The sequence below is a fragment of the Akkermansia sp. KLE1798 genome, assembly GCF_001580195.1.
Classification (GTDB): domain Bacteria; phylum Verrucomicrobiota; class Verrucomicrobiia; order Verrucomicrobiales; family Akkermansiaceae; genus Akkermansia; species Akkermansia biwaensis.
The window spans coordinates 104,659-131,029 of record NZ_KQ971088.1; the positions used below are offsets into that span (position 1 = coordinate 104,659).

16 protein-coding genes are annotated in these 26,371 nt (G+C 59.3%); 7 read left to right on the forward strand and 9 right to left on the reverse strand.

Annotated features, from left to right (window positions below; genetic code table 11):
- Positions 1 to 329: 329 nt before the first annotated feature.
- The 4 genes from HMPREF3039_RS09130 (at position 330) to HMPREF3039_RS09145 (ending at position 4,563) form a co-directional block, all read left to right on the forward strand.
- A complete protein-coding gene (locus HMPREF3039_RS09130) occupies positions 330 to 1,436 on the forward strand; it encodes a GntR family transcriptional regulator (protein ID WP_167506785.1) in 1,107 nt (368 codons plus the stop codon).
- Positions 1,437 to 1,854: 418 nt separating this feature from the next.
- Positions 1,855 to 3,099, forward strand: a complete 1,245-nt coding sequence (locus HMPREF3039_RS09135) for a 6-phosphofructokinase (RefSeq protein WP_067569986.1) — start codon at positions 1,855 to 1,857, stop codon at positions 3,097 to 3,099.
- A gap of 160 nt (positions 3,100 to 3,259) precedes the next feature.
- The gene (locus HMPREF3039_RS09140) at positions 3,260 to 4,195 is read left to right on the forward strand and encodes a hypothetical protein (protein WP_067569987.1); all 936 of its coding nucleotides are present in this window, start codon (positions 3,260 to 3,262) and stop codon (positions 4,193 to 4,195) included.
- 80 nt (positions 4,196 to 4,275) lie between these two features.
- Positions 4,276 to 4,563 carry a putative quinol monooxygenase gene (locus HMPREF3039_RS09145; protein WP_067569989.1) on the forward strand — a complete coding sequence of 96 codons (288 nt, stop codon included), beginning with the start codon at positions 4,276 to 4,278 and terminating at the stop codon, positions 4,561 to 4,563.
- 106 nt (positions 4,564 to 4,669) lie between these two features.
- Here the strand turns inward: HMPREF3039_RS09145 and HMPREF3039_RS09150 are convergent, their stop codons facing one another.
- The 4 genes from HMPREF3039_RS09150 to HMPREF3039_RS09165 all read right to left on the reverse strand — a co-directional run bounded on the left by HMPREF3039_RS09150 (position 4,670) and on the right by HMPREF3039_RS09165 (position 10,045).
- A complete protein-coding gene (locus HMPREF3039_RS09150; protein WP_231863896.1) occupies positions 4,670 to 6,532 on the reverse strand; it encodes an amidohydrolase in 1,863 nt (620 codons plus the stop codon).
- Positions 6,533 to 6,554: 22 nt separating this feature from the next.
- A complete protein-coding gene (locus HMPREF3039_RS09155; protein WP_067569992.1) occupies positions 6,555 to 7,160 on the reverse strand; it encodes an antibiotic biosynthesis monooxygenase in 606 nt (201 codons plus the stop codon).
- A gap of 83 nt (positions 7,161 to 7,243) precedes the next feature.
- Positions 7,244 to 7,918, reverse strand: a complete 675-nt coding sequence (locus HMPREF3039_RS09160) for a hydrolase (RefSeq protein WP_067569994.1) — start codon at positions 7,916 to 7,918, stop codon at positions 7,244 to 7,246.
- A gap of 318 nt (positions 7,919 to 8,236) precedes the next feature.
- The gene (locus tag HMPREF3039_RS09165) at positions 8,237 to 10,045 is read right to left on the reverse strand and encodes a beta-N-acetylhexosaminidase (protein WP_067952087.1); all 1,809 of its coding nucleotides are present in this window, start codon (positions 10,043 to 10,045) and stop codon (positions 8,237 to 8,239) included.
- Between HMPREF3039_RS09165 and HMPREF3039_RS09170 the strand changes: the two genes are divergently transcribed.
- The gene (locus HMPREF3039_RS09170) at positions 10,044 to 11,384 is read left to right on the forward strand and encodes a replication-associated recombination protein A (protein WP_067569996.1); all 1,341 of its coding nucleotides are present in this window, start codon (positions 10,044 to 10,046) and stop codon (positions 11,382 to 11,384) included. The genes HMPREF3039_RS09165 and HMPREF3039_RS09170 overlap by 2 nt on opposite strands.
- A 31-nt stretch (positions 11,385 to 11,415) precedes the next feature.
- Here the strand turns inward: HMPREF3039_RS09170 and HMPREF3039_RS09175 are convergent, their stop codons facing one another.
- The 3 genes from HMPREF3039_RS09175 to HMPREF3039_RS09185 form a co-directional block, all read right to left on the reverse strand.
- On the reverse strand, positions 11,416 to 13,998 hold the full coding sequence (locus tag HMPREF3039_RS09175) for a glycoside hydrolase family 2 protein (RefSeq protein ID WP_167506784.1): 2,583 nt from the start codon (positions 13,996 to 13,998) through the stop codon (positions 11,416 to 11,418).
- A gap of 364 nt (positions 13,999 to 14,362) precedes the next feature.
- Complete coding sequence (locus HMPREF3039_RS09180; protein ID WP_082770202.1) at positions 14,363 to 18,232, reverse strand: glycoside hydrolase family 2 TIM barrel-domain containing protein; 3,870 nt, start codon at positions 18,230 to 18,232, stop codon at positions 14,363 to 14,365.
- 27 nt (positions 18,233 to 18,259) lie between these two features.
- Entirely contained in the window at positions 18,260 to 20,395 is a 2,136-nt protein-coding gene (locus HMPREF3039_RS09185; RefSeq protein WP_067570002.1) for a glycoside hydrolase family 2 protein, read from the reverse strand.
- Positions 20,396 to 20,716: 321 nt separating this feature from the next.
- On the opposite strand from HMPREF3039_RS09185, the gene HMPREF3039_RS09190 reads away from it, so the two are divergent.
- Positions 20,717 to 21,808, forward strand: coding sequence for a tyrosine-type recombinase/integrase (locus HMPREF3039_RS09190; protein WP_067570004.1), 1,092 nt, complete (start codon positions 20,717 to 20,719; stop codon positions 21,806 to 21,808).
- A gap of 54 nt (positions 21,809 to 21,862) precedes the next feature.
- Here the strand turns inward: HMPREF3039_RS09190 and speA are convergent, their stop codons facing one another.
- Together speA and nspC are read right to left on the reverse strand one after the other, a co-directional pair.
- Positions 21,863 to 23,800: a biosynthetic arginine decarboxylase gene (gene speA / locus HMPREF3039_RS09195; RefSeq protein ID WP_067570006.1), complete on the reverse strand. Its 1,938-nt coding sequence runs from the start codon at positions 23,798 to 23,800 to the stop codon at positions 21,863 to 21,865.
- 23 nt (positions 23,801 to 23,823) lie between these two features.
- Complete coding sequence (nspC, locus tag HMPREF3039_RS09200; protein WP_067570008.1) at positions 23,824 to 25,026, reverse strand: carboxynorspermidine decarboxylase; 1,203 nt, start codon at positions 25,024 to 25,026, stop codon at positions 23,824 to 23,826.
- Between the two features lie 223 nt (positions 25,027 to 25,249).
- Between nspC and HMPREF3039_RS09205 the strand changes: the two genes are divergently transcribed.
- On the forward strand, positions 25,250 to 26,035 hold the full coding sequence (locus tag HMPREF3039_RS09205; RefSeq protein WP_156473613.1) for a hypothetical protein: 786 nt from the start codon (positions 25,250 to 25,252) through the stop codon (positions 26,033 to 26,035).
- Positions 26,036 to 26,371: the final 336 nt, after the last annotated feature.

Sequence of the window (26,371 nt, forward strand, 5' to 3'; positions counted from 1 at the left end):
GAAATCGTTCAAAACGGGACTGTCTCCGCATATAAAAACGCAAATCACGGACAAATAGTTATAATATGCTTGTAATAAGAATATAAAAAACATGTTCCTTCATTCCCGACTGTTTCAGGAGGCATTATAAATCGTTCAACAAAAACACTATATGGAAGTGCCCGGACATCCTCCTCCGAATAAAAAAGACCAGACTTCACAATAATCTGAATATTTAACAGAGATAGAATGTCTTATCAATATGCGGACGGCGCAGCCGAACCTTTCCGGCCGGAAAGGCTCAACAAATGGCTCGAATTCCCGTGTTTCAAGACGTACTAGAAGAATATATGAATCCAGCACCAGCCCTTTCACTGGCAGAAAATGTGGCCAATAAAATCAAGCAAATGATTCTCAGCGGAAGCCTGGTCAACGTATTGCCCGGCGAGCGGGAACTGGGCAACAGATTATCCGTGGGTCGGGAGACGGTCAGAAAGGCATTGACCATTCTGGAGAAGGAAAACTGGATTGCCCCGGCACGGATCAAGGTGCCAAGACGTATTCTGAAAGCCGCCGCAGACAACATGGGGCCGGACGCCTCCTCCTTCCCCATCCAGGAAAAGAAAGCCACCATTGGCTTTCTGACGTCTCAGCCAATCAAAAGACTGGCGCAAAGCGTCCTGGTGGAAGTGTATACCATCCTGAAAATTCTGGAGGAGGACGGAATCAGCGTGCGCATCTTTGAAGCCCCCTGGCTTCTGGGCAACAATCCGGACAAACGGCTTGCCAAGCTGGTGGGCAAATCGGAATGCGTCTGCTGGATTCTTCACCGTTCCTCGGAGCAATCCCAGCTTTGGTTCAAGACACACGGCATTCCCTGCATTGTCCGCGGCACTTCCTATCAAAGCAGCAACCTGCCCTATCTGGACCGCCACTGGGCCGCGACCACCCATCATGCGGCACGGCATTTGTGGAACAAGGGGCACAGAACCGTAGGGTTATGCCTCCCTCCGGATCCTTTGAAAGGCCACCACCTGATGCAGAAAGGCTTCTTCGGTTTTTCGGAACAGGGCTGGAATCCCGTTCTGATTCCCACTCCATTTGAAACCCCTGCTTTCTTCGAACACCTGACCAGGGCTTTCACGGAACACCCGGACATGTCCGCCCTGGTGGCTACGCGCGGCAACCAAATCATTCCCATCCTTTCCTACGTCGAGGCCCGCCAGTTGAGCATCCCCGGCCAGCTCAGCCTGGTAAGCCTGACGTATGAGCCTTTCATGGAACGGCTGTTTCCCGCCATTACCTATTACGAGGAAAATTCCACCAAAACGGTCCACAAGCTCATCCGGATGCTCCGTTCCCTGATCTCCGGCAAGCACCTCAAAAGCATCTCCGTCATTCCGGAACTCCATCCGGGGCAGTCCGTCATCCAGCGTCCCGTCCCGGCATCCTCGTGACCGTCTTGCGTTGCTTTCGTTCCCGCAAAAAGCCGGGCAATTCAACGGACGTCCCCGGCGGCTATTGAAAAGAGAGAAAAGGCATCCGTCTTCCTTCCGCATACGGCGGCAAATTCCCCGTATCCATCATGCTCCGCTTTCCGGGATCGGGGCATGATACAGCGCACAGAACGCTCTTATCCGTTTCCCTGCGACATCCTCCCTTGGCGAATGCTTTACCCCGCTCTGAAAAATGAACGGAAAAATCCCGGCGCCCGCCATATCCCGCATTTTCCGGCATTCCGGGGAAAAACCACGGAGGCTGATAATGTTTGACATCCCTCCGGGGTGCGGATAGGGTCAAACTTGATTTTGTTCCCGGCGCGGAAACACGGCGGCGGAGGCGAAAACAGGCACTTCTCTCATCCAACATTCCTCCATGAACGCATTAAAAGGAGCATGCATCATCGGGCAGTCCGGCGGACCTACCGCCGTTATCAACGCCAGCGCTTTGGGAGCCATTCAGACAGCCCTGCAATGCGAGCATGTTACGCACGTGCTGGGAGCCGCCAACGGCATTGAAGGAGTGCTGAACGAACGCCTGTACAACATGGCCCTGGAGGACCCGGAAGAACTGGAATTGCTTAAATACACCCCCGCATCCGCCCTGGGCTCCTGCCGCTACAAAATGGCTGATCCCTCCGTGGACAATGCGGACTACCGCCGCCTTCTGGAAGTATTCCGCAAGTACGACGTGCGTTATTTTTTCTACAACGGCGGGAACGACTCCATGGACACCTGCAACAAGATTTCCAAATTCATGCAGCAGTCCGGGTATGAATGCCGCGTGATCGGCATCCCCAAGACCATTGACAACGACCTCTACGGCACGGACCACTGTCCGGGCTTCGGCTCCGCCGCCAAATTCATAGCCACTTCCTGCATGGAAGTGCACCAGGACTTGCGCGTGTACGACAAGGGCCGCGTCACCATCGTGGAAATCATGGGCCGCCATGCCGGCTGGCTGGCCGGGTCCGCGGCCCTGGCCACTTATGCCGGAGCCGGCCCCGACCTGGTTTACCTGCCGGAAGTTCCGTTCAACATGGAAGAATTCTGGCAGGACGTAAACGGCATTTACCGGAGCAAGGGAAGCTGCATGGTGGCCGTCTCTGAAGGGGTGCGGCACACGGACGGCCGTTTCATCGCGGAATCAGGGGACAAGGACGTCTTTGGCCACACCCAGCTGGGCGGCCTGGGCGCCATGCTGGCGGAATCCGTCAAACGGCAGACCGGGGCCAAGGTCCGGAGCATTGAACTCTCCCTGCTCCAGCGCTGCGCCTCCCACGTCGCTTCCAAAACGGACATTGACGAAGCCTACATGGCCGGAAAGGCCGCCGTGGAAGCGGCCGTGGCCGGGCAGACGGACAAAATGGTGGCTTTCGAGAGAAGCACGGAAAACGGGCAGTACGTCTGCAAGGCCAAACTCATCGGCCTCACGGACGTAGCCAACGTGGAAAAACTGGTGCCGCGCGAATGGATCAATCCCCGCGGCAACGGAATGGAGCAGCCGTTCATCGACTATGTTCTTCCGCTCATCCAGGGGGAAACGTCCATGCGGAAGGAACACTCCCTTCCGCGCTTCGCGAAGCTCAAAAAAATCCAGGCGGAACCGGTCCGGAACTGACAATCTTCCCTTTCCTCCGGGTTTTTCCGTATAACGGAGGAATCCGGAACACATCCAGCCGTTCCGCACCCCGGAGCGGTCCCTTCCCCGTACCCCTTTTCCCGGAACCGGGCGCGGAGCCAGTTACAAAAGACACAATGCGCAAGCATCATCAGCCTCCATGCCTGACTACCTGTTTCAGCATTTTTATTCCACTCTGGCCATCATCGCGTTCCTGCTCGCCGCGCTGATTCTCCACCACTACAGCAAACGCGGCAGGGAATGGATTCCCGTCCGCGCCGCCCCTTCCGGCTGCCTGGCGTTCATCATCCTGCTGACGGTGCTGACCTTTCTCGTCTCATGCCTTTTCTCCGCCATCCGCACGGGGGAAACCTGGGAAGAAGCGGTTTTCATGCTGGCACGGCTGCTGGCCCTGGCGGGAGCCTTGGCCGTTATCTCCCGGCTGACTGACCACTACATGCACCGTGACGGCATCAAAGACACGCTGAATCCGGGAGAAAGCGCGGCCAGACTGGCCTGCCGGCTCCGGAACAGGGGAATCTGCCTGTTTCTGATCATCGGCGTCATCATTTTCATCATCGACCTCTTCACGATCACCCTCCCGGTGCCGGAACTGCCTCCGGGCTCCGCGTTCCTGATATCCACGCCCATTCCCCTGCCGGAGGAAAACGCCCCGGAAGTCCTCATTTCCTCGCGCGTCACCAACAGGTTCTTTGGAGAAAGCGACTTCGACCTGATCGTGCGGGACGCAAATGGACGCAGGTACGTCTTCCCTTCCATCCTGATCAACCCGGGAGGAGGAAGCGCCATCACCATCTACAGGCTGCGGCCTGCCGGGGGCCGGAATGAAGGCAGTCTTCTCTTCACCAATGAAATCCAGATATGCCTGCTCAATCTGGCCACCATGCAGGTTAAAATGCTGAAAGGCTCTTCCTCCAACTATCCCTCTGCGGAACCGGAGGACCTGCACGGTCTGGACATTGAAAACCGCCTGGAAATCATAGGGTTCTACCGCGGGCACTCCTGCACGCCCGGAGTGGAACACACCAGGGAGACACGGGCCAGACTGCTGAAAAATCTCCAGGAGGTGGAATAATATCCGGAACGCCCCAAAAGGATGATTGACACCTCCTCCCGGCCCCCCTTACTCTGCCGGAAGCCAAATTATTGACAGCCATGATCAAAATCACCGCCAAAAGCATCGTCAAAGCCGGAGCCAGGGACCAATTCATCGCTACCGCCAGGGAACTGGTGGAAAAAAGCCGCGCGGAAGCCGGCAATATATCCTACCACCTGTACGAGGACATGGACGATCCCTATATCCTGACTTTCATTGAAGAATGGAAGGACCAGGTGGCCGTGGACGTCCACGCGGATTCCGAACACTTCCAGCGCATCATCCCCCTGCTCAGCGACATGACGGAAGAAGCCATTGAGATTTCCCTGTACCGGGAAGTCCTGTAAGGGACGGAAACGGGCAAGGCCCCGTATTTCCCCTCTTTTCCGGAAAAAGAAAACGCTCCGTCCCTTTGCAGGAGACGGAGCGCCGGAGCTTCGCATAAGTTTACCGTCAGAACGCGAAGCATCCACACCCGGAGCCCCAGAAATCGGAGTATTTGGGACGGGAGGCATTGGCCATCCCCTCCATCAGCATGAACGCGGAATGCATGCAGCCATGTTCATGGCAATGGCAGGAATGCTGATGTTCCTGCTGGAAGGGTACGCCGGCGCGGGCCGCCTTTTTCGGGTCCAGGGGCGCGCCGTAACCGCCGAATACCGCAATCGGCGACCACTCCGGCAGCACCGGAATGGGTTCCGGGTCCAGATCCTTGAACGGACCCGTGGCGTAAACGATCTTGCCGTCCATGATGGTCAGCACGGACTCAATCTTCTTGATATCTTCCTCCGGAACGGTGAAATAATCCTCGCTTAGAACAACCATGTCCGCAAGCTGCCCGGGGACGATGGCCCCCTTCTTGCCCGTTTCCGAGGAAAACCAGGTACTGCCCTGAGTGTACAGGCGCAGGGCCTCCTCGCGGGAAAGGCAATCTTCCTCCCGGTACATGCGCGCGCCGCCCACGGTCTTCCCGGTGGTCAGCCAGTACAGGGACACCCAGGGATTGTAGCTGGCCACGCGGGTGGCATCGGTCCCGGCTCCCACGGGAATGCCCATTTCCAGCATCCTCCGGACGGGGGGCGTATGTTCCGCCGCTTCCTTCCCGTAGCGGTCCATGAAATATTCGCCCTGGTAGGCCATGCGGCATTGCACGGCAATGCCCCCGCCCAGCGCCTTCACGCGTTCCAGGTTCTTTTCGTCGATGGTCTCGCAGTGGTCGAAGAACCAGTGCAGCCCTTCAAAGGGAATCTCCCGGTTCACCTCCTCATACACGTCCAGAAAGCGGGAAATGCTCTCATTATAGGTGGCGTGGAGGCGGAACGGCCATTTATTGGCGGCCAGCAGGCTGACTACGCCCTTCAATTCGGACTCCATATCTGCGGGAAGGTCCGGCCTGGGTTCCAGAAAGTCTTCAAAATCCGCGGCGGAAAAAACGAGCATTTCGCCCGCGCCGTTGCAGCGGTAATAATCGTCCCCTTCCCCGGGTTCCGTCATCTTGATCCACTTGGCAAAATCTTCCTTCTCTTCCTTGGGCCTCTGGGTGAACAAATTGTAGGCAATGCGCACGGTCATTTCCCCGCGCTTGTGCAATTCTTCAATCACCTCGTAATCCTCAGGATAATTCTGGTAGCCGCCTCCCGCGTCAATGATGCTGGTCAATCCCAGACGGTTGAGTTCCCTCATGAAATGTCGGGTGGAATTGATCTGGTGCTCCACGGGCAGCTTGGGTCCCTTAGCCAGCGTGGCATAAAGAATGGTGGCGTTCGGCCGGGCAATCAGCAGGCCCGTCGGGTTGCCGTCGCTGTCGTGCTGGATTTCTCCGGCGGGAGGATTGGGCGTATCCTTCGTGTACCCGCAGGCCCGCAGGGCGGCCTTGTTAAGCATGGCGCGGCAGTACAGGTGCAGGACGAACACGGGCGTATCCGGAGCCACTTCATTGATTTCCTCCAGCGTGGGCATGCGGCGTTCGGCAAACTGGAACTCGCTCCAGCCGCCTACCACGCGCACCCACTGGCCGGGAGGGGTTCTTCTGGCCTGCTCCTTGAGCATGCGGAGGGCGTCCGCCAGGGAGGGCACGCCGTCCCAGCGCAGTTCCATGTTGTAATTAAGGCCGCCGCGGATGACGTGGAGGTGGGAATCGTTCAGGCCGGGAATAACTGTTCTTTTCCCGGCGTCTATGGCCCGGGTATCCGGTCCCTTGTATTTGGCGATGTCTTCGTCGGAACCGACAGCCAGAATTTTTCCATCCTTCACGGCAACGGCCTCGGCCATGGTGCCGCGTTCATCCAGCGTTGCTATCTTGCCGTTTGAGATCATCAAATCGGCGTAAACTTTTTCATTATTTTTCATTATTTTCATCATGGTTAGGGATTGTCTCCGCAGCCGCTTCCCCCTGTCGGCTGAAAAGCCAGGAAGACAGCATGCGGCTGATCAGCGGCATGAACACCCAGGTCAGCAGAGCCACCACGCAGGCATTGAAGAAGAGAAAGGAAAGCCATGCGGGCAGGCTGTGAATCAGGTCTCCCACAGTAATATTCAAAAGAAAAATGACGACGCACACCCCCAGATAGGTGGCCACTGCCGTCTTGTAACGCGGAGGCGTCTTCATGGGGCTGCCCGGCTGGTTCAGCCAGGCGTCCAGCCCGTTCATCTCCTGCATGTCCGGTTCGCCTTCCGTATGGGCCCCCAGCAACTTCATCCAGCGTTCATACTCAGGGGAGGAAACCAGGGCCTTTCTGGCGGCGGCATTGGCAAAACGGTCCACCACCACATATTCCCCGTTCCCGTCATTCGGCCTCAAGACGCTGATGCCCACATGCCCGGGACAGGCCAGTACAAAATTGACAAAATCCCGCATGGCATGCTCAAACTGGGCTTCATGGCCCGGAAGAATATGCCGGCGCACAACTACAGTCACTTCATCGGAAGGGTCCATGGCCTTCATGCAGTGTTAAGTGTTTCCGGAGCTTCCTCCGGCGGAAAGCCCGCAAATACGGACTTTCCGGCAGGGGAACGCTCCTGGATCAATTAATTATCATGCTTCACCACCTGCGGGGACACCGCAGACTGGGGAGCGTGGTGAATCATCGTGTAAGCGTATTCCACGCCTACGCCATAGGCTCCGCCCTGCTGCTTGAGCAGATTCATCAGGGCATCGTAATGTTCCTTGTTCTTCCAGTCGCGCTGGAATTCCAGAATGGCGGCAATGGTTGTCAGCCGCGTTCCCCCCGCCTGGGTAATGCGGGAAAGAGCGGCCTTCTGGGCATCACGGGAGGTGGCGCCGCAACAGTCTTCCACCACGTAAATATTGTATCCGTCGCCCATCATTTCAATGGCCGGCCAGGTCACGCAAACTTCCGTCCAAAGGCCGGTGAGCAGGATATTCTTGCGTCCGGTCGCCTTGATGGCCTTGCGGAACTCGTCGGAATCCCAGGAATTCATGGACGTGCGTTCGATCACGTGCTGGCCGGGGAACACGTCCAGCAGCTGCGGCCAGACATATCCGGAAAAGCCTTCCGTTTCCACGGCGGTGATGATGGTGGGAATCTGGAACAACTTGGCGGCCTTGGCCAGCAGGGTAACGTTGTTGATCAGGTCCGCCCGGTTGATGTTGGCTACGCCAAAGGTCATCTGGGGCTGATGGTCGATGAATACCACGGCCGTATCTTCCGGGGTGTAAAGCTGATGATAGTGTGACGACATAAATGACATCGTATGATTCTCCTATATCTATATTGATGGTTATATTCGGGATTCAAACGGTCTTTTAAACTCCATCCCTTGCCAGTTGGAGAAAGGATCAGGCACATTTGTTGATTTCATGCCAGAGGGTGACGCAGGAACAAATCCGGAAAAAACGTCAACTCATGATCCGCAAGCGCCTTCCGTCCGTGTCATGCCACGGCGGAAAAAACGCTTCAAAATACCTTGCTGGAATCTCCGCTAAAAAGGGAATTCCCTGATCGTCCCGCCCTCGTGAATAGCGGAAAAACCCTGCCTCCGCCGCTCCGTCCGGCGGCTCTAGCGGGTTTCCCCGTAGTTGATGCCCTGAGCATCCAGAATCTCCACATACCCCTTCAGGCGCTTCAGGAAATCCTGGTAATTCTTGTCTTCCTTCCGGCTCCATCCTGTCTCCGCATAAGCGGCTATGCGCGGGAACACGCGCCGCTCCAGCTTGTCCGCATCCGGAATCCATTCCGTCCACACCTGGCATCCCAGCCCGAGGACCCGGTCATGGTGCTTGGGCTTTAATCCGGGGAAAACGGGCTCAAAGGAATAGGACTTGGACAGGGGCAGCTTCTGCTCGTCCTTGTTGATGTAGGTCATGTGGGAGGTGGAATTGACCACCTGGTGGCCGTCCTCGATCGCCTTGGTGGCGATCTTGTCGGACCCGTACCAGAAATGGATGATCGCCTTTCCGTCCAGACGTCCCAGGGCGGCCCCCTGGCTCCCGTCATGGTGAACGTCGGAACCCAGGATTTCATTCCAGCCGATCGTCCTCACCCCTTTTTTGGCGAGCATCCCGGAAATGCGGTTCGTAAACATGATCTGGAGGTCCGGGAACGTCTTGATGCCCTTCTTCTTCATGAACGCCTCAATATGGGGAACACCCTCCCAGTACTTCTTGTAGCGCACTTCGTCGCCGCCAATGTGGATGATTCCTCCCGGAAAGAGGGAGGCCAGCTCCGTCATCACGTCCCCGATGAACTGGTAGGTGCGCTCGCTGGTGGGGTCAAAGGCAGCTCCGTCGTTGAAGCTGACGGGAATCTCCGGCAGGGGGCGAGCGGAAAGCTTCAGTTCCGGGTAGGAGACGATGGCCGCGGCGGAATGGCCGGGCACGTCTATCTCCGGCACAATGGTGATATTGCGCTCCGCCGCATAGCGCACAATGCGCCTGATCTGCTCCTGCGTATAAAATCCTTCATGGGGCTTGCCGGCATACTTGCCGCTCCCCCAGGTCTCCACTTCCGTATCCTTCCTTTTGCTGCCCACGGACGTCAGTTTAGGGTACTTTTTAATCTGGATGCGCCATCCCGCATCATCGGACAAATGCCAGTGCAGAACGTTCATCTTCAGCAGCCCCATCTGGTCGATCAGCTTCTTGACCTCCTCCTCTCCGAAAAAATGCCGCGCCTCGTCCAGCATGAAGGCCCGCCATGAAAACCGGGGGTAATCCAGCATGGAAAACGGCTTGTCCGCCACCTTCCAGACCGTGGCGGACTTGTCCGCGCGGTTGTCGAAAAAGGCCGGCGGAAGCATCTGCGCCAGGCTCTGCCCGGCGTAATAGACGCCTTTGGGGGAAGCGGCGCGGATGGAAATCAGGCCGGGCTTCACTTCCAGCCTGTAGGCTTCCGGACCGTATTGCTTCAGGGAGGCGTCCTTTTCAATGCGTATGGCATTCGTCCCCTCCCCTCCGTTCAGGGAAAGCCCTGTTCCCTGCGCTAAAAACTGCTGGAGAAAACGGACCTGCTTCTGGAATCCGGGGTCCTTTTCCCGGCAGGCGATGCGGCTTCCGGCATCCAGAACGATGCCTCCCTCCGGTCCCTTTTCCCCATATTTCACGGAAACCGGCCGGGGAATGATCTGCTCCTGTCCCTGGGCGGCCATGCAGGCCGCGCCGGAAAGCATCAGCACGAAAAAGGGGCGGAAAAAGCGCATCATGGCGGCCATGATACACATTTTCCCCTCCATGTCTTTCTCTTTTCCTCCGTCCAGGCACAAAAACCCTTTCCGGACAGTTCTCCATGACACGCCGGGACAGGCAAACAGCAGCGGTGCCGCCATCCCTCCCTTGCCTTTCCCCTCCGGGCGGCGTACGATGGGCACCATGAAAAAAGACGACGCCCCCAGCTTGTTCGCCGCCTTTGCGGACCGTCCCCTGGCGGACCGCCTGAGGCCGTCCGCACTGGCTGAAATCGTGGGGCAGGACCATCTTCTGGGGGAAGACGGCCCCATACGGCGCATGGCGGACTCCGGCAAACTGACCAGCTTCGTCCTGTGGGGGCCGCCCGGCTGCGGAAAAACCACGCTGGCGCGCATTCTGGCCACGCGCACGTCCATGCACTTCGTGGCGCTCTCCGCCGTCTTCTCCGGCATGGCGGACCTGCGTAAAGCCTTTGACGAGGCGGCCAAACGCCGGGAATACGGGGAAGGCACCCTCCTGTTCGTGGATGAAATACACCGCTTCAACCGCGCCCAGCAGGACGGCTTCCTCCCCTATGTGGAAAACGGCACCGTCACGCTGGTGGGCGCTACCACGGAAAACCCCTCCTTTGAACTCAACAGCGCCCTGCTCTCGCGCTGCAAGGTCTTCGTCATGCACGCGCTGGACGCCGCCGCCCTGGACAGCATCATTGAACGGGCGGAATCCCTCCTTCAGCGGAAGCTGCCGCTCACTCCGGAAGCCCGCGCCACCCTGGTGGACCTGGCGGACGGCGACGGCCGCTACCTCATCAACCTGATGGAAAGCGTCTTTGACCTGTGCAAACCGGAGGACGTCCTGGACACGGAAGCCCTGCTGAAAATCGTCCAGCAGCGCGCCCCGGTGTACGACAAGGACAGGGAGGGCCACTATAACCTGATCAGCGCCCTGCACAAATCCCTGCGCGGCTCGGACACGGACGCGGCCCTGTACTGGGCCGCCCGCATGCTCCAGGGCGGGGAGGACCCTCTCTACCTGCTGCGCCGCCTGACCCGCTTTGCGATGGAAGACATCAGCCTGGCGGACCCCGCCGCGCTCCAGATGGCCATCGCCGCGTGGGACACGTACGAACGGCTGGGCTCTCCGGAAGGGGAGCTGGCCATTGCGGAGCTGGTCATCTACCTGGGGTGCGCCCCCAAGTCCAACAGCGCCTACACCGCGTGGGGAGCCGCCCAAAAAGCCGCCAGGGAGCACGGTTCCCTGATGCCGCCCGCGCACATCCTGAACGCCCCCACCAGGCTGATGAAGGAACTGGGCTACGGCAAGGACTATGCCTACGACCACGATGCGCCGGACGCCTTCTCCGGACAGAACTACTTCCCGGACAAGATGCCCCGCCGCCAGTTCTACAAGCCGCCGGAACGGGGATTTGAACGGGAAATCAACAAGCGGCTGGCCTACTGGGACAAACTCCGCCGCCAGAGGAAAAATCAAAAGCCGGACTCCGCCGACGCCGGGGAAGCGTGAAACTCCCCGCATCCCGTACTGCGGTAATCCGTCACCTGCCGCCGGCAGGCCGCACGGACACTTCCGCCACTCCCTGCCCCGGAGCCGTCTGAATGCGGATATACCTGGCCCTGGAACCGGGCGGACAGTTCACGGCTGCGCCCGTTCCTGCCGGGTGGGGCTCCGCCTGAAGAACCTTCCAGTTTTTGCCGTCCAGGCTGGCCTGAACGGCGGGAATGTTGCCCTTCCAGTCTCCGGCGCCCTTCACTTCGATCCGGGAAAGCGGGAATTCGAACTCCATGTCCAGCCGCCACCACGGCGCCTTGTCGGCAGAGGACGGCATCCAGAAGGAGGAATCGTCCCCGTCGGAAGCTTTCATGGCGTCCTGAGCGTTGGAAGACGCGGCACAGGGGCGAAACGCGGCCAGATTCGGTTCTTCCCCGCCCTTTTCTTTCCCTCCGCGGGCCTGAAGCCGGGCATCCCTGTCCTGCACGGTAAAGCGTTTGTAAGGCCGTTCCCTCGTTTCCGCACTCTTTCCGGACACGTAGGCCGGAGCATTCCTGGAAACAATCCGGATAGCATCCCCCCTCAACCCGGGGGAAGAGGCGCGGATCACCGTTTCCCCCGCGTAATAGGACCTGAATTCAATGGCCGCACAGCCGTCAACGATATCGATATCCGTTCCGGGCTCAAACGTGATGCTCTTCCCGGTGGGAAACTCTCCGGGGCCGGACTCCACCGCCAGCGTCACGGGAACGGAATTGGAAAGCTGCCGCCCGGAGGCATCCGCCACCTTCACCATGACATGCACGTCGTCCGTGCCGTCCGCCGGGCTGATCACCTTCTTGTCCGCGGACAGCTTCAACTGCGCCGGCGTTCCCTTTTCCGGCCATTCGGGCGGGGGCACATTCCTGAACTCGTTCCTGTACCAGTACCAGGCGCGCTTGGGAATGCGGAAATAATCCACAATCCCCATGCGTCCGCCGGACGCCCAGATGCTGCCGTGGTCAAAGCCGCACCAGACGGCTTCCCCGATGCGCCAGGGGTGCGTGATTCCGGCCTCCTTGTCCTTCTGCATGTCTCCCCACCCGGGAGAACAGGCGCCGGGCCTCCGGCAGCTCACGGAACCGTACTCCGTCACCATGCTGGGCCGTCCCGGGGTCTTTTGGCGGGCGCCGTCCCCATTGAAGGCGGCCAGATCGCCCAGCCCGTCAAACCCGCTCCGCTGGCCGCCTCCGGCGCACACCGGGCGGGAGGGGTCCAGTTCCTTTACCAGAGCGATCAGCCTGGAACACAGGGCCCTGGATTCTTCCGTGTGCCTGGTGAAAAACGGCTCGTTGCTGATGCTCCAGATCACGACGGAAGGATGGTTCCTGAACTCCAGAACCATTTCCCTCACCTGGCGCACACAGCTCTCCTCAAAGGCGTCGCGGTTCTTTTCATCGGAGGGATAGGCATCGCAGTTCCAGTACCTGTCCTGCTCCTTGAACCCTCCCATGCCCCAGAAAATGCCTTCGTTCAGCATGCACATGCCCTCCCGGTCGCAGGCGTCCAGAAAGGCACGGGAATGGGGATAATGGGAACCGCGGATGAAATTGAACCCGGCCTCCTTCATCAGCAGAACGTCCCTGCGGGCCCCGGCATCCGTCACGGCGTCCCCCCACCCCGCATGATCCTGGTGCACGTTGGCCCCCTGCAGGTAAACGGGCTTCCCGTTGATGAGCATCCCCCGGTCCGCCGTAAGCTCCAGAGTGCGGAACCCGAGCGGATTCTCGGCACGGTCCAGGACGTTTCCCCGGTCGTCCGCCAATTCCGTCACCACGCGGTATAAATTGGGAGAAGACGGACTCCACAACTTCGGATTCACCAGGGGAGGAAGGTCCACCGACACCTGCACCGCCTCCCCGGAGGAAAGTTCCACTCCTTTTTCTCCGTTCAGCACGGTGCGGCCGCTCTTCCCTTCCCGCACGGTATGGCGCACCGTCACCTTCCTCACCCTCCCGGAATCGTTCTTCACATCCGTCAGGATGCGCACCCTTCCCCGCCCGGCGCCCGCCTCCGGAGTCTGCACCCAGACGCCGTGCAGGGGAATGTGCACGGGAGAAGCCGCATGCAGCCAGACGTTCCGGTACAGCCCCCCGGAAAAGGTGTGTTCCCCGGCTCTCGGGGCAATGCGGGGACTCCAGGTGTTGTCCACCCTTACCGCGATTTCATTCCGCCCGGCTTTCAGGAACGGAGTCAAATCCGTCCTGAATGACGTATAACCGCCTTCATGCCGCCCGGCGGCCCGGCCGTTAACCATCACCTCCGCCACCTGAAAGGCGGCTCCGCAATCCAGAAAAACCTTGTTCTCTTTCCATTCCTCCGGCATCACCAGCGTCTTGCGGTAGGTTCCGCGGCCCGTGTAAAAGGCGTCGGACATGAAATAGGGCAGGCTGAACGTATGGGGCAGATGCACCGTCCGCCACTCCTCCTTCCCCGGTTCATCCTCCAGACGGAACTCCCAGCCGCGGTTCCAGACCATTCTCCTGCCGACAAGCGGAACCTCTTCCGCAGAGGCGGCAAATGCTCCCGCCACGCCCGCCTGCAGGCACAGGGCGGCCACTCCCAGCATGAATGCAACAGTCTTCAGCATGGAAAGGCTACCCTGCCGCGCTTCCTTTTCTTTCAAACAAAAAACATTTCCGCCTCCAGGATATTCTTTACAAAGGAACTCCGGAAAGAAATGGAAACCGTTGATGGATAGACACCGCTTTTCAGCAAATTTCAGCCAATCCGGTATTCGCCTTTCATGAAATTCCCTGGCGGCGGGGATGCCTCCTCCGGCAGGGGCCATCAAGCCGCCCTGCCGGGAGAAACGCCCGCCTGCATCCCTCCGGGTCCGTCCCGGATGACGAAGCCATACCCTGGAACGGCAAGCCGCGCACCCCTTCCGGGATGCGCGGCAGGAAAACGCCTTTATCCAGAATCACGGCGCGCCGGGTACACCGGGCAACCCGTCACTGGGTAATGATATTCAGTTCGGCCACGGTGGCGCTCTGTTCCCCGCTTCTGACGGGAGACTTGGCATCCAGCTTGAAGTAGCGCGCCTCCACGGGCTTCCCGAAGTCAATGCGCTGTACGGCCGGATCCTTGCGGATATAATGGTAGGTGAACTGCCCCTTCTTGACTTCCTTCCAGTTCTTCCCGTCGTCGGAAATGGAGAAGGCGTACTGGCTGATGAGCCCCTTGTCCTTGTCCATTCTGGGCATGTAGATAAAGCCGGTGAACTTCATCCTGGTACCCATGTCCACGGCGATGGAGTGGGGGAAGCCCGGCAGGCCGTTGGTGTAGGAAGTGTGCCAGTAGGTGTCCGGCTTTCCGTCAATGGCGAAGTGGGCGAACCCGGTATCCGGCTCTTCCGAGGAAGCGCTGAGTATCTTCCATTCGGCCTGCCCCTTGATGAGGGGGAACTGCCGTTCGTCGGGAGACGTGGGAGCCGCACCGCCGGGTTTTCCGGCTGCGGCCCATGCCCTGACATTGCCCTCCGGAAGCTTGAAAGGCTTTTCATAAACCTTTTCCGGCCCCTTGTTGACGGAATACTTCATTTCCACGCCGGGCGTGGAGGAAGACAGGCTCACCATGCCGTCCCCGTCACGCTCGATCACGGGGGAATGGGGCACCAGCAGGCCGGAGCGGGCCAGGCTCAGCAGGCCGGACGTGGGAGCCAGCACAAAGCCCAGAGGCGTCGCCTCGCTCAATGTCTGGTACTTCACCAGCGGGCGCGGACCGCAGGAAGAGCCGCCCAGCCCCATCTGGAAGGCATCCAGATTCACGATCACCTTGTTCTTTTCCGGCAGCTTGTCCAGGCTCTTCGCATTGTTCAGTTCCCTGGGAGTATAGCGCAGAATGGAAACTTCCAGAGGAGCTCCAGGAGAGGCGGACCCCACCCACAGGGCCGGGGCGGACTTGGCCTTCGACAGGGCCACCCAGTCCGTTTCCATGCGGTTGCCCATGTCCTGCGGGCGGGAATAGGCAAAGAACATGGCGTCCACGGAAGTGCGGAACAGGTCCTTCCAGCAGCTGGTGCGGCGGTCCCTGTAATTGTCCCACGGCCCCAGTCCCAGATATTCCACCTGGTCGTACGCCGCGGGCATGCCGAAGGTGAAGCCCAGCCTGAGCAGTTCCTCCCCCTTGGCGGAAGGATAAATTCTGGCGGAGGCATTGATGATGCCGTTGCCGAAAACGGTCCAGGCGATCTGTCCGGACAGGGAGAGCTCGGAGCCCTTCGTCTTGAACTCCGCCGTCACGCGGGCCACGCCGGGGGAAATGACGGAAGCCTGGACATCGGAGCATTCCACCTTCATGTTCTGCATCTTCATCTTCCCCTCCACCTTGCTTCTGATCCAGGAATCGTTGTCCACGGGGGAGCGGTACGCCTGGAGCGTCACCGGGTAATCCGGCAGGATCAGGTCCTGGCTGCCGTACCGGAGTGCGGAAAGCATGCCGTCCTTGAAAGTGGCGGTAAAGCCCTTCCCCTGCACCACCACGGGATTCCCCTTCCTGACGGAAACGGCGGGGAGGGAAGCCGGAGCCTTGACGGCGGGAGCCTTGTCCGCCGGAGCCGGGAACCATTCATAGGCTTCACATTCGTCCACCACGTGTTCCAGCTGCTTGGCCGACAGTTCCTTCACGTCTTCCGGCAGCTTGAACCGGGCGTCCGCCAGAACCATCAGAGAACCGGACTTCATGGCGGCCGACGGCAGGCCGACCGTCACGGACTTGCCGGGAGCCACTTCCGGCAGGGGCATGCGCTCCACGGCATGGCCGCCGCCGGGTGTCAGGGAGACCAGGTAAAGCGTATAGCCCTTCAGCGGCTTGTGGAAATACTTGTTGCGCACGGCCAGCTTGCCGTCCCGGCGGTCAAAGGCCATGTACTGGTACACTTTCTTGACCTCCTTCGTCTTGGCCGTGGTGTTCCGGTTGCCCAGAATAATGCCGTTGTCGCAGAAATTGGCCTGGTTGGGCCTGTCTCCGAACATGCCGCCGTACGCCTGGGTCACGCCCTTGAACGGAGCGGGCTTGTAAATGCCGCTTCCTGCGGGATTGGCGCGGAGGGACTGGTCCACAAAGTCCCAGATGGCTCCGCCCACCATGCGGGGGGAGGACTCGAAAGCCTCCATGTACTCCTTGAAATTGCCCAGGGCGTTCCCCATGGAATGGGCGTATTCGCACACGAAGAAGGGGCGGGAGGTTTTCTCTTTCCCCCAGTTTTCCACCCGGTCCACGGGCGGGTACATGGCGGAATCCATGTCCACGGCCTTGTGGCCGTGCGGGAATTCGCAGTAATGCAGGGGGCGCGTGTCGTCGTAGGCCCTGATGGCCTCGGAGGCCGCTACAAAGTTGGGACCGTTGCCGGATTCGTTGCCCAGGGACCAGAAGACGATGGAGGGATGGTTCTTGGAGCGGTGCACCATGCTCATGTTGCGTTCCACGTGCGCCTTCTTCCAGGAGGGTTTTCTGGAAATGTCCATGCCGCTGTTGCGGATGCCGTGGGCCTCGCAGTTGGCTTCATCCATCACGTACAGGCCGTAGCGGTCGCACAGGTCGTAGAAATAGGGATGGTTGGGATAGTGGGAACAGCGCACAGTGTTGATGTTGTGCGCCTTAATGATCTGCACATCCTTCTCCATCACCTCCCGCGGAATGGCGCGGCCATAGTCCGGATGGGATTCATGGCGGTTGACCCCCTTGAACTTGACGGCCTTGCCGTTGACCAGCACGGCTCCGTCGTCAGCGATTTCCACGGTGCGGAACCCGATGTTGACGGAACGGGAATCCTTGCCGTTCAGGGAATAGGTCACCTTGTACAGGTTGGGCGTTTCCGCCGTCCACGGCTTCACGCCGGGATACTCCTTTTTCAGGGAAACCTGCACTTCCCCTCCGGCGGGAATGGCGGGCACCGTGAGCGTGCCGGAATCCAGCCTGCCCTTGTTGTCCGTCTTCACGCTGCCGGAACCGCTTTTGCCTTCCCAGTTCAGATTGGTGGAAACCCCGTCGATGGAATATTCCAGCTTCATCCCGGCGGGAATGTCCTTTTTCCCGGAATTGCGGATGGTGAAGGTTCCGTCCAGGGCGCCCGTGGTGTAATTCTTCTTGTCCAGCCCCGCTTTCAGGAACAGGTCGCGCACGTGCGCCTGCGGCTGGGCGAACAGGGTCACGTCCCGGAAAATGCCGGAAAGGCGGAGGAAATCCTGGTCCTCCAGATAGGAGCCGTCGCTCCAGCGGTACACTTCCACAGCGATGGTGTTCCTGCCGGGCTTCACATACGGCGTCAGGTCAAATTCCCCGCCCGTATAGGAATCCTGGGAATATCCCACCTTCCGGCCGTTCACCCAGACATAAAAGGCGGATTCCACCCCGTCAAACCGGATCATCACCTGCTCGCCCTTCCACGTGGCGGGCAGATTGAAATCCCGACGGTAGGAGCCCACGGAATTGCGCTCCTTGTACGCCGGCCAGTTCTTGGGCGGCTCTCCCATCACCTTGGGCGGATTCGGCTTGAAGGGATAGGGAACGTTCGTGTAAATGGCGGTTCCATACCCGGAAAGCTGCCAGTTGGAAGGCACCTTGATCGTGTCCCAGGAGGAGACGGAATAGGAAGGCTTGTAAAAATCGGCAGGGCGCTCGTCCGGCTTCATGGAAAACTTGAATTTCCAGTCGCCGTTCAAACTCATTGTCTTGTCTGCCGCCGGGAGAACGGCGGCGCGGGGCGCCTCCTTGTTGATTCCCGTTACCTCTTCATTTTCCCAGTCCGGAGCCTCCCCCAGCAGGGGAAGGGCCGGAGCCAGGCACAGCATGGAGAACAAAAAAGCTCGTGCCGATTTCATATGGATGCAGTGTTGCAAGCTGAATGCTTATTTATATTTTTTGATGGACGGGTCCTGATAGCGTTCCGAGCCTTTTTCCCCCTCCTTGCCGGGTTTCAGCGTCCACTTGCAGGAATCCGTGTAAGTCTTGCCGCCAATCGTGGCCGTGGCCGTAATGGTGTTGACGCCCGGCTTGAGAGCCACCTCGGGCCAGACGGCGCGCCTGAGTTCATCCGGTTTGGCGCTGCCCACGGCCTTGCCGTTGACGCTCAATTTCACGGAGGAGGCGTTGCTGTACACCTTCACGGGCACTGTTTTTTCCGTACGCTCCGCAAACCTGCGGGACGTGATGTAAACCGTGGGTTTGGGGCTCCAGTTGGCCCTGTAGAAGAAGTAGGCGTCCTTGGGCGTCTTGCGGTCGTAAGTCACCAGCCCCTTGTCGTTGATGCCGGGATTTTCCCCCTCAAAACGTCCGGCGGACCCGAAGTCGAACATGTTCCAGACAAAGGAGCCCCATACTTCCGGGCGTTCCTTGATGCACTTGTAGTTGATTTCATGCGCATGGGTCTGCCATTCCTCCGGATGCCAGAACCCCGTGGGAGAGGGGCGCTTGGGAGGATTCTCGTGCATGCCCGTGCTGGCGCCGTGGCCGTACTCGCTGATGGCGACGCCCTTGGAGGCATGGTCGCGGATGAATCCGTTCAGGTTCCCCTTCATGGTTTCCGGGCCGCCTCCGTACCAGCCGGGGTAGGAATTAAAGGCGATGTGGTCCGGAATATTGTTCAGCTTTTTGCGGCCGGGCTGGTTGCTGGCTCCCACCGTCATGCGGGTGGGGTCCGTTTCCTTCACGAATTTGTTCAGTTCGATCAACTCCGCCTCCATGTCCACCCCCTTGGTGGAAGCCTCCGCCTGGTGGCCGATTTCATTGAAAATGCCCCACATGCAGATGGAAGGGTGGTTCCAGTGCTGGTAAATCATCTCCCTTGCCTGAAGGCGGTTGTTTTCCCGGAATTCGGGGGTATCCCGCACCAGGTTGACGTTGGAAACCTCAGACCAGACGACCAGCCCCGTCTTGTCGCACAAGTCATAAATGTTCGTGGAAGCGGGATAATGCGCGGTTCTCAGGCCGTCCGCCCCCATGTCCGCAATCATCTTGATGTCCTGGGCTTCATCTTCCGGAGACAGGGCCCAGCCCTTGCCCTTACGGTCCTGGTGGCGGCTGACGCCCTTGATCTGCATGGTTTTGCCGTTCAGGACGAAGCCTTGCTGCGGGTCAATGGAAACGGTTCTGAGCCCCAGCGGCTGCACCATTTCATCCGTCTGGCCGTCCGCCGTCCGGATGGAAACCTTCACCTGGTACAGATACGGGTTTTTGGTGGCGTTCCACGGCACGGGATTGGAAATGGTCAGCACCACGGGAACCTCCAGGCTCTTCTTTTCCTCCGCGGAGGCCTTCACCGTCTTCCCGGCCACTTTCTTTCCCTGCTTGTCCAGAATTTCCACGGCAACGGCCACATCGCCCTTGGCTTCGGCGGCATTCAGCAGCGTTTTCACTTCCACCTCCGCCCTGGACTTGTCCAGGGACCGGGTGGTGATGAACACTCCCGGAGAAGCGTAAAAGAGCGGGTCTATGCAGACCTGGTCCGTCTCAATCAGCTCGATGGGGCGGTATAGGCCGCCGAACATGGAAAAATCCCCTCGCTGGGGCGCGATGTGGTCCCGCTGCGTATTGTCCACCATAACGGAAACGGTATTGCCCCCCTTTTTCAGCAGGGGCGTGATTTCATGGCAGAACGCGGTAAACGCCCCTTCATGCCTGCCGGCAGGCTTTCCGTTGACGGAAACCTCGGAAACGATGCTTGCCCCCTCTCCGCGGATAAAATACCTCTTGCCCGGCTTGGGAGTCACGGGCAGCGTGCGGGTGTAAACGGCGGCGCCGCGCTTGTAAACTCCGCTGTCCACGGATTTGGCATCCCCGCGCTTCCCTTTCACGCCATCCGCCGCATCCGACGCATTCCAGGTATGCGGCACGGTAACTTTTTCAGAAGGGCCTCCGTCAAAACGGTAATCCCAGGAACCGGTCAGGGGATACACTTCACGCGCATCCGCCATTGCCAGGAGAGAACCCAGAGCGCAGCACAGCCCCGCGCATGGCACAGTGAGAGAATGAATTCGGATAACCATGGTATGGATAATGAGTCTACTGCATACGTTCCCTGCCGTCAATATCTTTCATGATACCGGGCCGGCATTCCGCCAGGGGAAGCTTTTTACCGGAATAAGCGTTCCGGCGGCTTTACGCACGGAATTAAGGAAGGCCGCCGGCTTCCAACATTTTTCCCACTGCTTCTCTGGAACCTTGATTTTTCCGATCGGATCAAAGAAATCGGAAGTAACAACATAACCTTGATGGTTATGCGTTTTCCGATAGAAAACATAATTTTTCTTTACTATAAGAAATGCCTTTTTCGTTAAACCCGTGTTTGTGACAACACGTGAACCAATATGAGAAAAACACCGAAAACGAATAAATTGCGATATGTTGGAGCCGCGCTCCTGGAGGGTGAATCCGTCACTCTGATTCAGGCAGCCAGGCTGGTACTGGAAATCAAGGAGGCCCTGGGTGACGAAATTTGCACCATCAACAGATGCCGGGAAGTCGTTTCCCTGGGGCTGAACGCCATCAAGAACAAACATCATACGGTCAGCTTCGGGACAGCGGCGGTGGAATGCCTGCGCTCCAAAAGCCACCGCAGGCCCCGCACGCTGACGGACATCAGGAGCATCATCCAGAAGCTCAAGAAAAGCAATCCGGAGCTGGAACAGACACCCCTGCGGAACATCAGCGTGGAGGACTGCCAGAGCATCCTGATGAATACCTTCACCACCTCCCGCCAGAGGCACAAGGCAAGACTGATCCTGAGCGGCATCTTTTCCTTCTCCGTCAAACGCGGCTGGTGCGACGAAAACCCGATCCTGAGGGTGGACACGCCGTTCCTGAAGGAGCAGGAAATTCCCGCTCTGACGCTGAAGGAAGTGACACTCCTGCTCAAGACATGCATGGACGAATTCAACGGAACCTGCGTTGCCGGCGCGGCCCTGATGATTTTTGCGGGCATCCGTCCGCAGGAAGTGGAGCGCCTGCTCTGGGAAAACATCGCCATCCGGGACGGCTGCGTGATCCTGAATTCCAAACATACCAAGACGGGCGGCGCGCGCCACGTCACCATTCTGCCCGTGCTGGCCAAATGGCTCAAATTCTGCCGCGACAGGACAAAGCCGGGCCCGCTCACGCCCATCTGCCCGAAGGGATGGACGATCAAATGGCGCAAAATCCGCAGAAGAGCCGGATGGGGCAGCAGAAAAAGATCATGGGTGCCGGACTGCCTGCGGCATACCTACGCCAGCTATCACGCCAAGCATTTCAAGGACTACAACCTGCTGCAAATGGAAATGGGGCACCGCTCCTCCTCCCTGCTCCGCACCCGGTACCTGAACATGAAGGGAATTTCCGTCCAGACGGCCAACCGCTTCTGGGCCCTGACTCCGGCAAAGGTGATCGAGGAAATGGAGGCCCCTGCGGAAATGCCCCAGTAACCGTTGTTCCGGCAGGGTTCGGAAGAGTACGCCGCGCCGGAGCGGGGCTTTTCCCTACAGTTCGTAATAGGTATAGCCATTCAGCCCGGAACGGAATACTTCCAGGGCGCGGCGGCGTTCGGACGGCGTGATTTTTCCGGAAGCTACGGCCTGTTCCGCAAAAATGCGGAACTTGTTGACGAGTTCCTTGGGGTCATATTCCACGTAGGAAAGCACGTCCGCCACCGTATCTCCCTCCACCTCATGCGTGTACACGGGGCGGCCGCCTTCCAGGTGCACGCCGACGACGTTCGTGTCCCCCAGCAGGTTGTGCAGGTCCCCCAGGGTCTCCTGATAGGCTCCCACCAGGAACACGCCGATGTAGTAGTCTTCCTCGCCGGGCTTGATGGCGTGCAGGGGAAGGGCCGTGGCTACGTCTTCGCGGTCGATGAAATGGTCGATCTTCCCGTCGCAGTCGCACGTGATGTCCGCCAGCACGGCCTTGTTCGTGGGCCGCTCGTTCAGGCGGTGAAGAGGCATGACCGGGAAAAGCTGGCGGATGGCCCAGGAATCCGGCAGGGACTGGAACAGGGAAAAATTGCCGTAATAGAAGTCCACCATGGAGCAGGAAAGCTCCCGGAGGTCTTCCGGAATGGTTTCCATCTCCGCCAGCATCCGGGAAATGCGGCTGAGGATGTGCCAGTAATACGCCTCTCCCAGCCCGCGTTCCCGCAGGGTGGCGTTTCCGTAAAAGAACTGGGCCCGGAGCTGGTCCCGGTAATAACAGGCGTCATTGTAGCATTCCTGCATGTTTTTCCGGGCCAGGGTCCTGTCCGTGTCCGCAAAGGCCTTGAGCAGTTCGGGCGCGTTTTCCGGCAGTTCCGGGGGCGGTTCCTCCCCCGGGGCGCTGGTTACGTCCAGCACGTTGAACACCAGCACGGAATAATAGGCCACCACCGCGCGGCCGGATTCCGTCACTAGCGTGGGGTGCGGAACCTCGTATTTGGTGCACATGTCCCCCACCACTTCCACCACGTCGCGGGCAAACTCCGCAATGGAATAGTTGCAGGAGGAATGGAAGTTGGTCTTGGAGCCGTCGTAATCCACGGCCAGGCCGCCGCCCATGTCCAGCGTGCCCAGCGGAGCCCCTTCCCTGACCAGGTCCACGTAAATACGGGCGGCTTCCGTCAGCCCCTCGCGCACCACGGAAATATTCGGAATCTGGGAACCCTGGTGGTAATGGAGCAGTTTCAGGCAGTCCAGGGCCTCCATTTGCTTGAGCTTGTCCACCACGTCCAGCACCTGGGCCGCGTTCAGGCCGAAGACGGATTTGTCCCCGGCGGATTCATGCCACAGGCCGGATCCCTTGGCCGCCAACTTCACGCGGAGGCCCAGATTGGGGCGGATGTCCATCTTTTTGGCGCGGGCGAAGATGGCATCCAGTTCTGAAGGCATCTCCAGCACGATGAAAATATTCAGCCCCATCTTCTGGGCCGTCAGGGCCAGGTCGATGAACTCGTCGTCCTTGTACCCGTTGCAGATCAGGTAGGCGTTCGGGTTATGCATGTGCGCCATGGCCGCAATCAGTTCCGGCTTGGAGCCGGCCTCCAGCCCATAGTCGTACTTGGTGCCGTATTCCGCGATCTCCTCCACCACCTGGCGCTGCTGGTTCACCTTGATGGGGTAAACGCCCTGGTAATGGCCCTGGTAATCCGCCTCCTTGATCGCCTTGCGGAAACTTTCGTTCAGTTCCGCAATGCGGCTGCGCAGCAGGTCGCGGAAGCGGAACAGGACGGGAACGGTCGTGCCGCGCTCGTTCAGCCCTTCCAGCAGGTCGCACAGGCTGATGTCCTTCTTGCCGCCGTCTTCATCATTCAGGCGGACGGTCACCTCCCCTTTCTTGCTGATCCGGAAATAGCCGTTACCCCAGTCGTTGATGCCGTACAAATCCGCGGAATCATGATGGCTCCACCCCCGGACTTTCTGTTTAATGCCTTCTTTAGCTGCTGCCATGTCAATAGGTCTGGTCAAATGTTTCAGCCCAGGCGGGCTTCAAAATCCTCGTAGGAAAAACGGCGCACCGTCTCCACGGAGCCGTCGTGCTTCTGCACGGCTATGTCCGGATGGCGCACGCCGTTGAAAAAGGTGGTCTTCACCATCGTGTAATGGGCCATGTCGTCAAACACAAGCTCGTCTCCCGGAGAAAGGGGCTCCGCAAAGGAATAATCCCCCAGGCGGTCCCCGGCCAGGCACGTCGGCGCCCCCAGGCGGTAGGCGAAGGGCCCTTCACCCGGCTCCCCGGCCACGGCATAGCTTTCCCCTTCCATCACGACGGCGGGCTGCTGCCCGGACCGCAGGGAGGGGTTTTTCAAAATCTGGAACACATCCGGCCTGTAGGGCATTTCCAGCGTGTCCGGCATGTGGGCGGACGCGGAAACGTCCAGAATGGCGTGTTCCACCCCATCGGAGGAAAAAACGTCCAGCACCCGGCAGCGCAGCACGCCGGAATGGATGGCGACCGCCTCCCCCGGCTCCAGCCATACGTCCACGCCGTAGCGGGAGCGGATGCCGCGCACCAGGTCCGCCAGCAGTTCCCGGTTGTAGCCGGGCTTGGTGATCCAGTGGCCGCCGCCCATGTTCAGCCAGGTGATCTCCGGCCGGGACAGGATGGAGCCGAAATACTGTTCCACGGCTTCCAACGTATCCGCCAGGTCCTCCGCGCTCTGCTCGCACAGGGTATGGAAGTGAAGCCCGGAAATTCCGGACAGGTCCGCGCCCCGCATCAACTCCGGCGTCACACCCAGACGGGAGCCGGGCGCGCAGGGATCGTAAAGGGGCGTATGGCCCGTGGAAAATTTGGGATTGATGCGCAGGCCGCACTTCAGTTCCCCGGACAGGAAGCGGGGACGCGCCGTCACCTCCTCCCGGAAGCGGTTCCACTGGGTCAGGCTGTTGAAATCAAGGTGGTCGGAAATCTCCGCCAGTTCCGCAATCTCCTCCGGGGCGTACGCGGGGGAATAAGTCAGCACATGCTTGCCGAACCTGCGCCGGGCCAGAAGGGCCTCCCACAGTCCGGACGCGCAGCAGCCGTCCAGCAGGGGGCGCAGGCCCTCAAAACAGGGCCAGGTGGAAAAACCCTTCAGAGCCAGCACGACCCGGCACCCCGCGGCATCCGCTACTTCCCTGAGGATGCGGGCGTTGCGTTCCAATGCTGGCTGGCTGACGATAAAGGCGGACATGAAGCAACGACAACCTAAGCGATCTGCAACTATTTGCGAGAAAAATTTTAGTAATTTCCCATCATACCTCCAATTTAAGATATACCAAAGACTTCCGGCCCCGGCGCCCCGTTTCTCCAGCAAGCGGAACCGTAAAAAAACGCCATAAAACGGCACAACCCGCATTCTTTTCCTTGAAATGGGGTGGATTTTCCTCTTTTATAACACAACCATTGCGATTGCCATGACTAACATTCATCCCTTCACCACAGCAGCAGCCTGCATCCTGACCGCAGGGACAGCGCTCTTCACCAGCTCTTGCCAACCTACCTCTCCCGAGAGCTACGCCCGCCAGTTCGCCACCGCGCAGAACGTATCCGTGCACGGGTACAACGGCCGCGAAACGCTGACCAGCAGAGTATATGCGGACTGGGGCGGCATGCCGGCCAACGCGCGCCGGGCCATGACGGAATACATCAAGGGAGCGGAATGGAAAAAGGCCGACTATATCCGGCCGCAGTACTTCGTCCAGGTGGACCGTTCCTTCTGGGTCATCTGCATGGACAACGACGGCAACCTCGCAGGCATCATTCCCTTCCGCAACGGCAAGGACGCGCGCAAGATTTCCGTCAACAACCACTTCAACATGCTGGTCAACACCACGGACAAGGCTCCGGCCCTGGGCTACGCCATCCTGAAGAACCTGGCCTATGCCGACGGACTGCGCGTCAGCACCCGCAAGGCTGACGGCCTGACCACCCCCATCCCGGCGCCTCCCGCCGTCAAAGTAGTCGTTCCGCCCAAGGAAGCCGCCCCGGCAGCTCCTGCCGGCAAACCTGCCGCCGCTCCGCCGGCCGCTAATGCCGATGTCAATACGGATGTGGAAGATGCCGACAACGCGGCTGAAACGCCCGCCGACGACGCCACGGCAACCGACACGGAAGATACTACCGCCACGGATACTCCGGCTGCGGACAATGCCGCCGAAGGAGACGCCCCCGCTGCGGACGCTCCCGCCGACGACTTTTAAGACAGCCGTCCCGCCGGGAAATCATCCCTGAACAGGCACTTTGCATCAACAGCCCCGCCCGGTTTTCCGGAGCGGGGCTGTTTCCTATCCTCCGGACGGGGATAAAAACACCGCACGGAGACGAAACACCGAAGAGAAACCGGCAGTGGAAACCAGAGGGAAACCTGTTCTACTCTGGGCAGAAAATCTCCACGGCTCCACGGAACCATGGAGCTGCGCAAGAAAAACAGCTTGCGAGGACAGCGGCGGAACACTGCACTTCCACACAGGAAATACGGAAGCGGAAGCACAGCAACCCGGGAAAACTACCGCTTCATCCGCATGAACAACGGCATG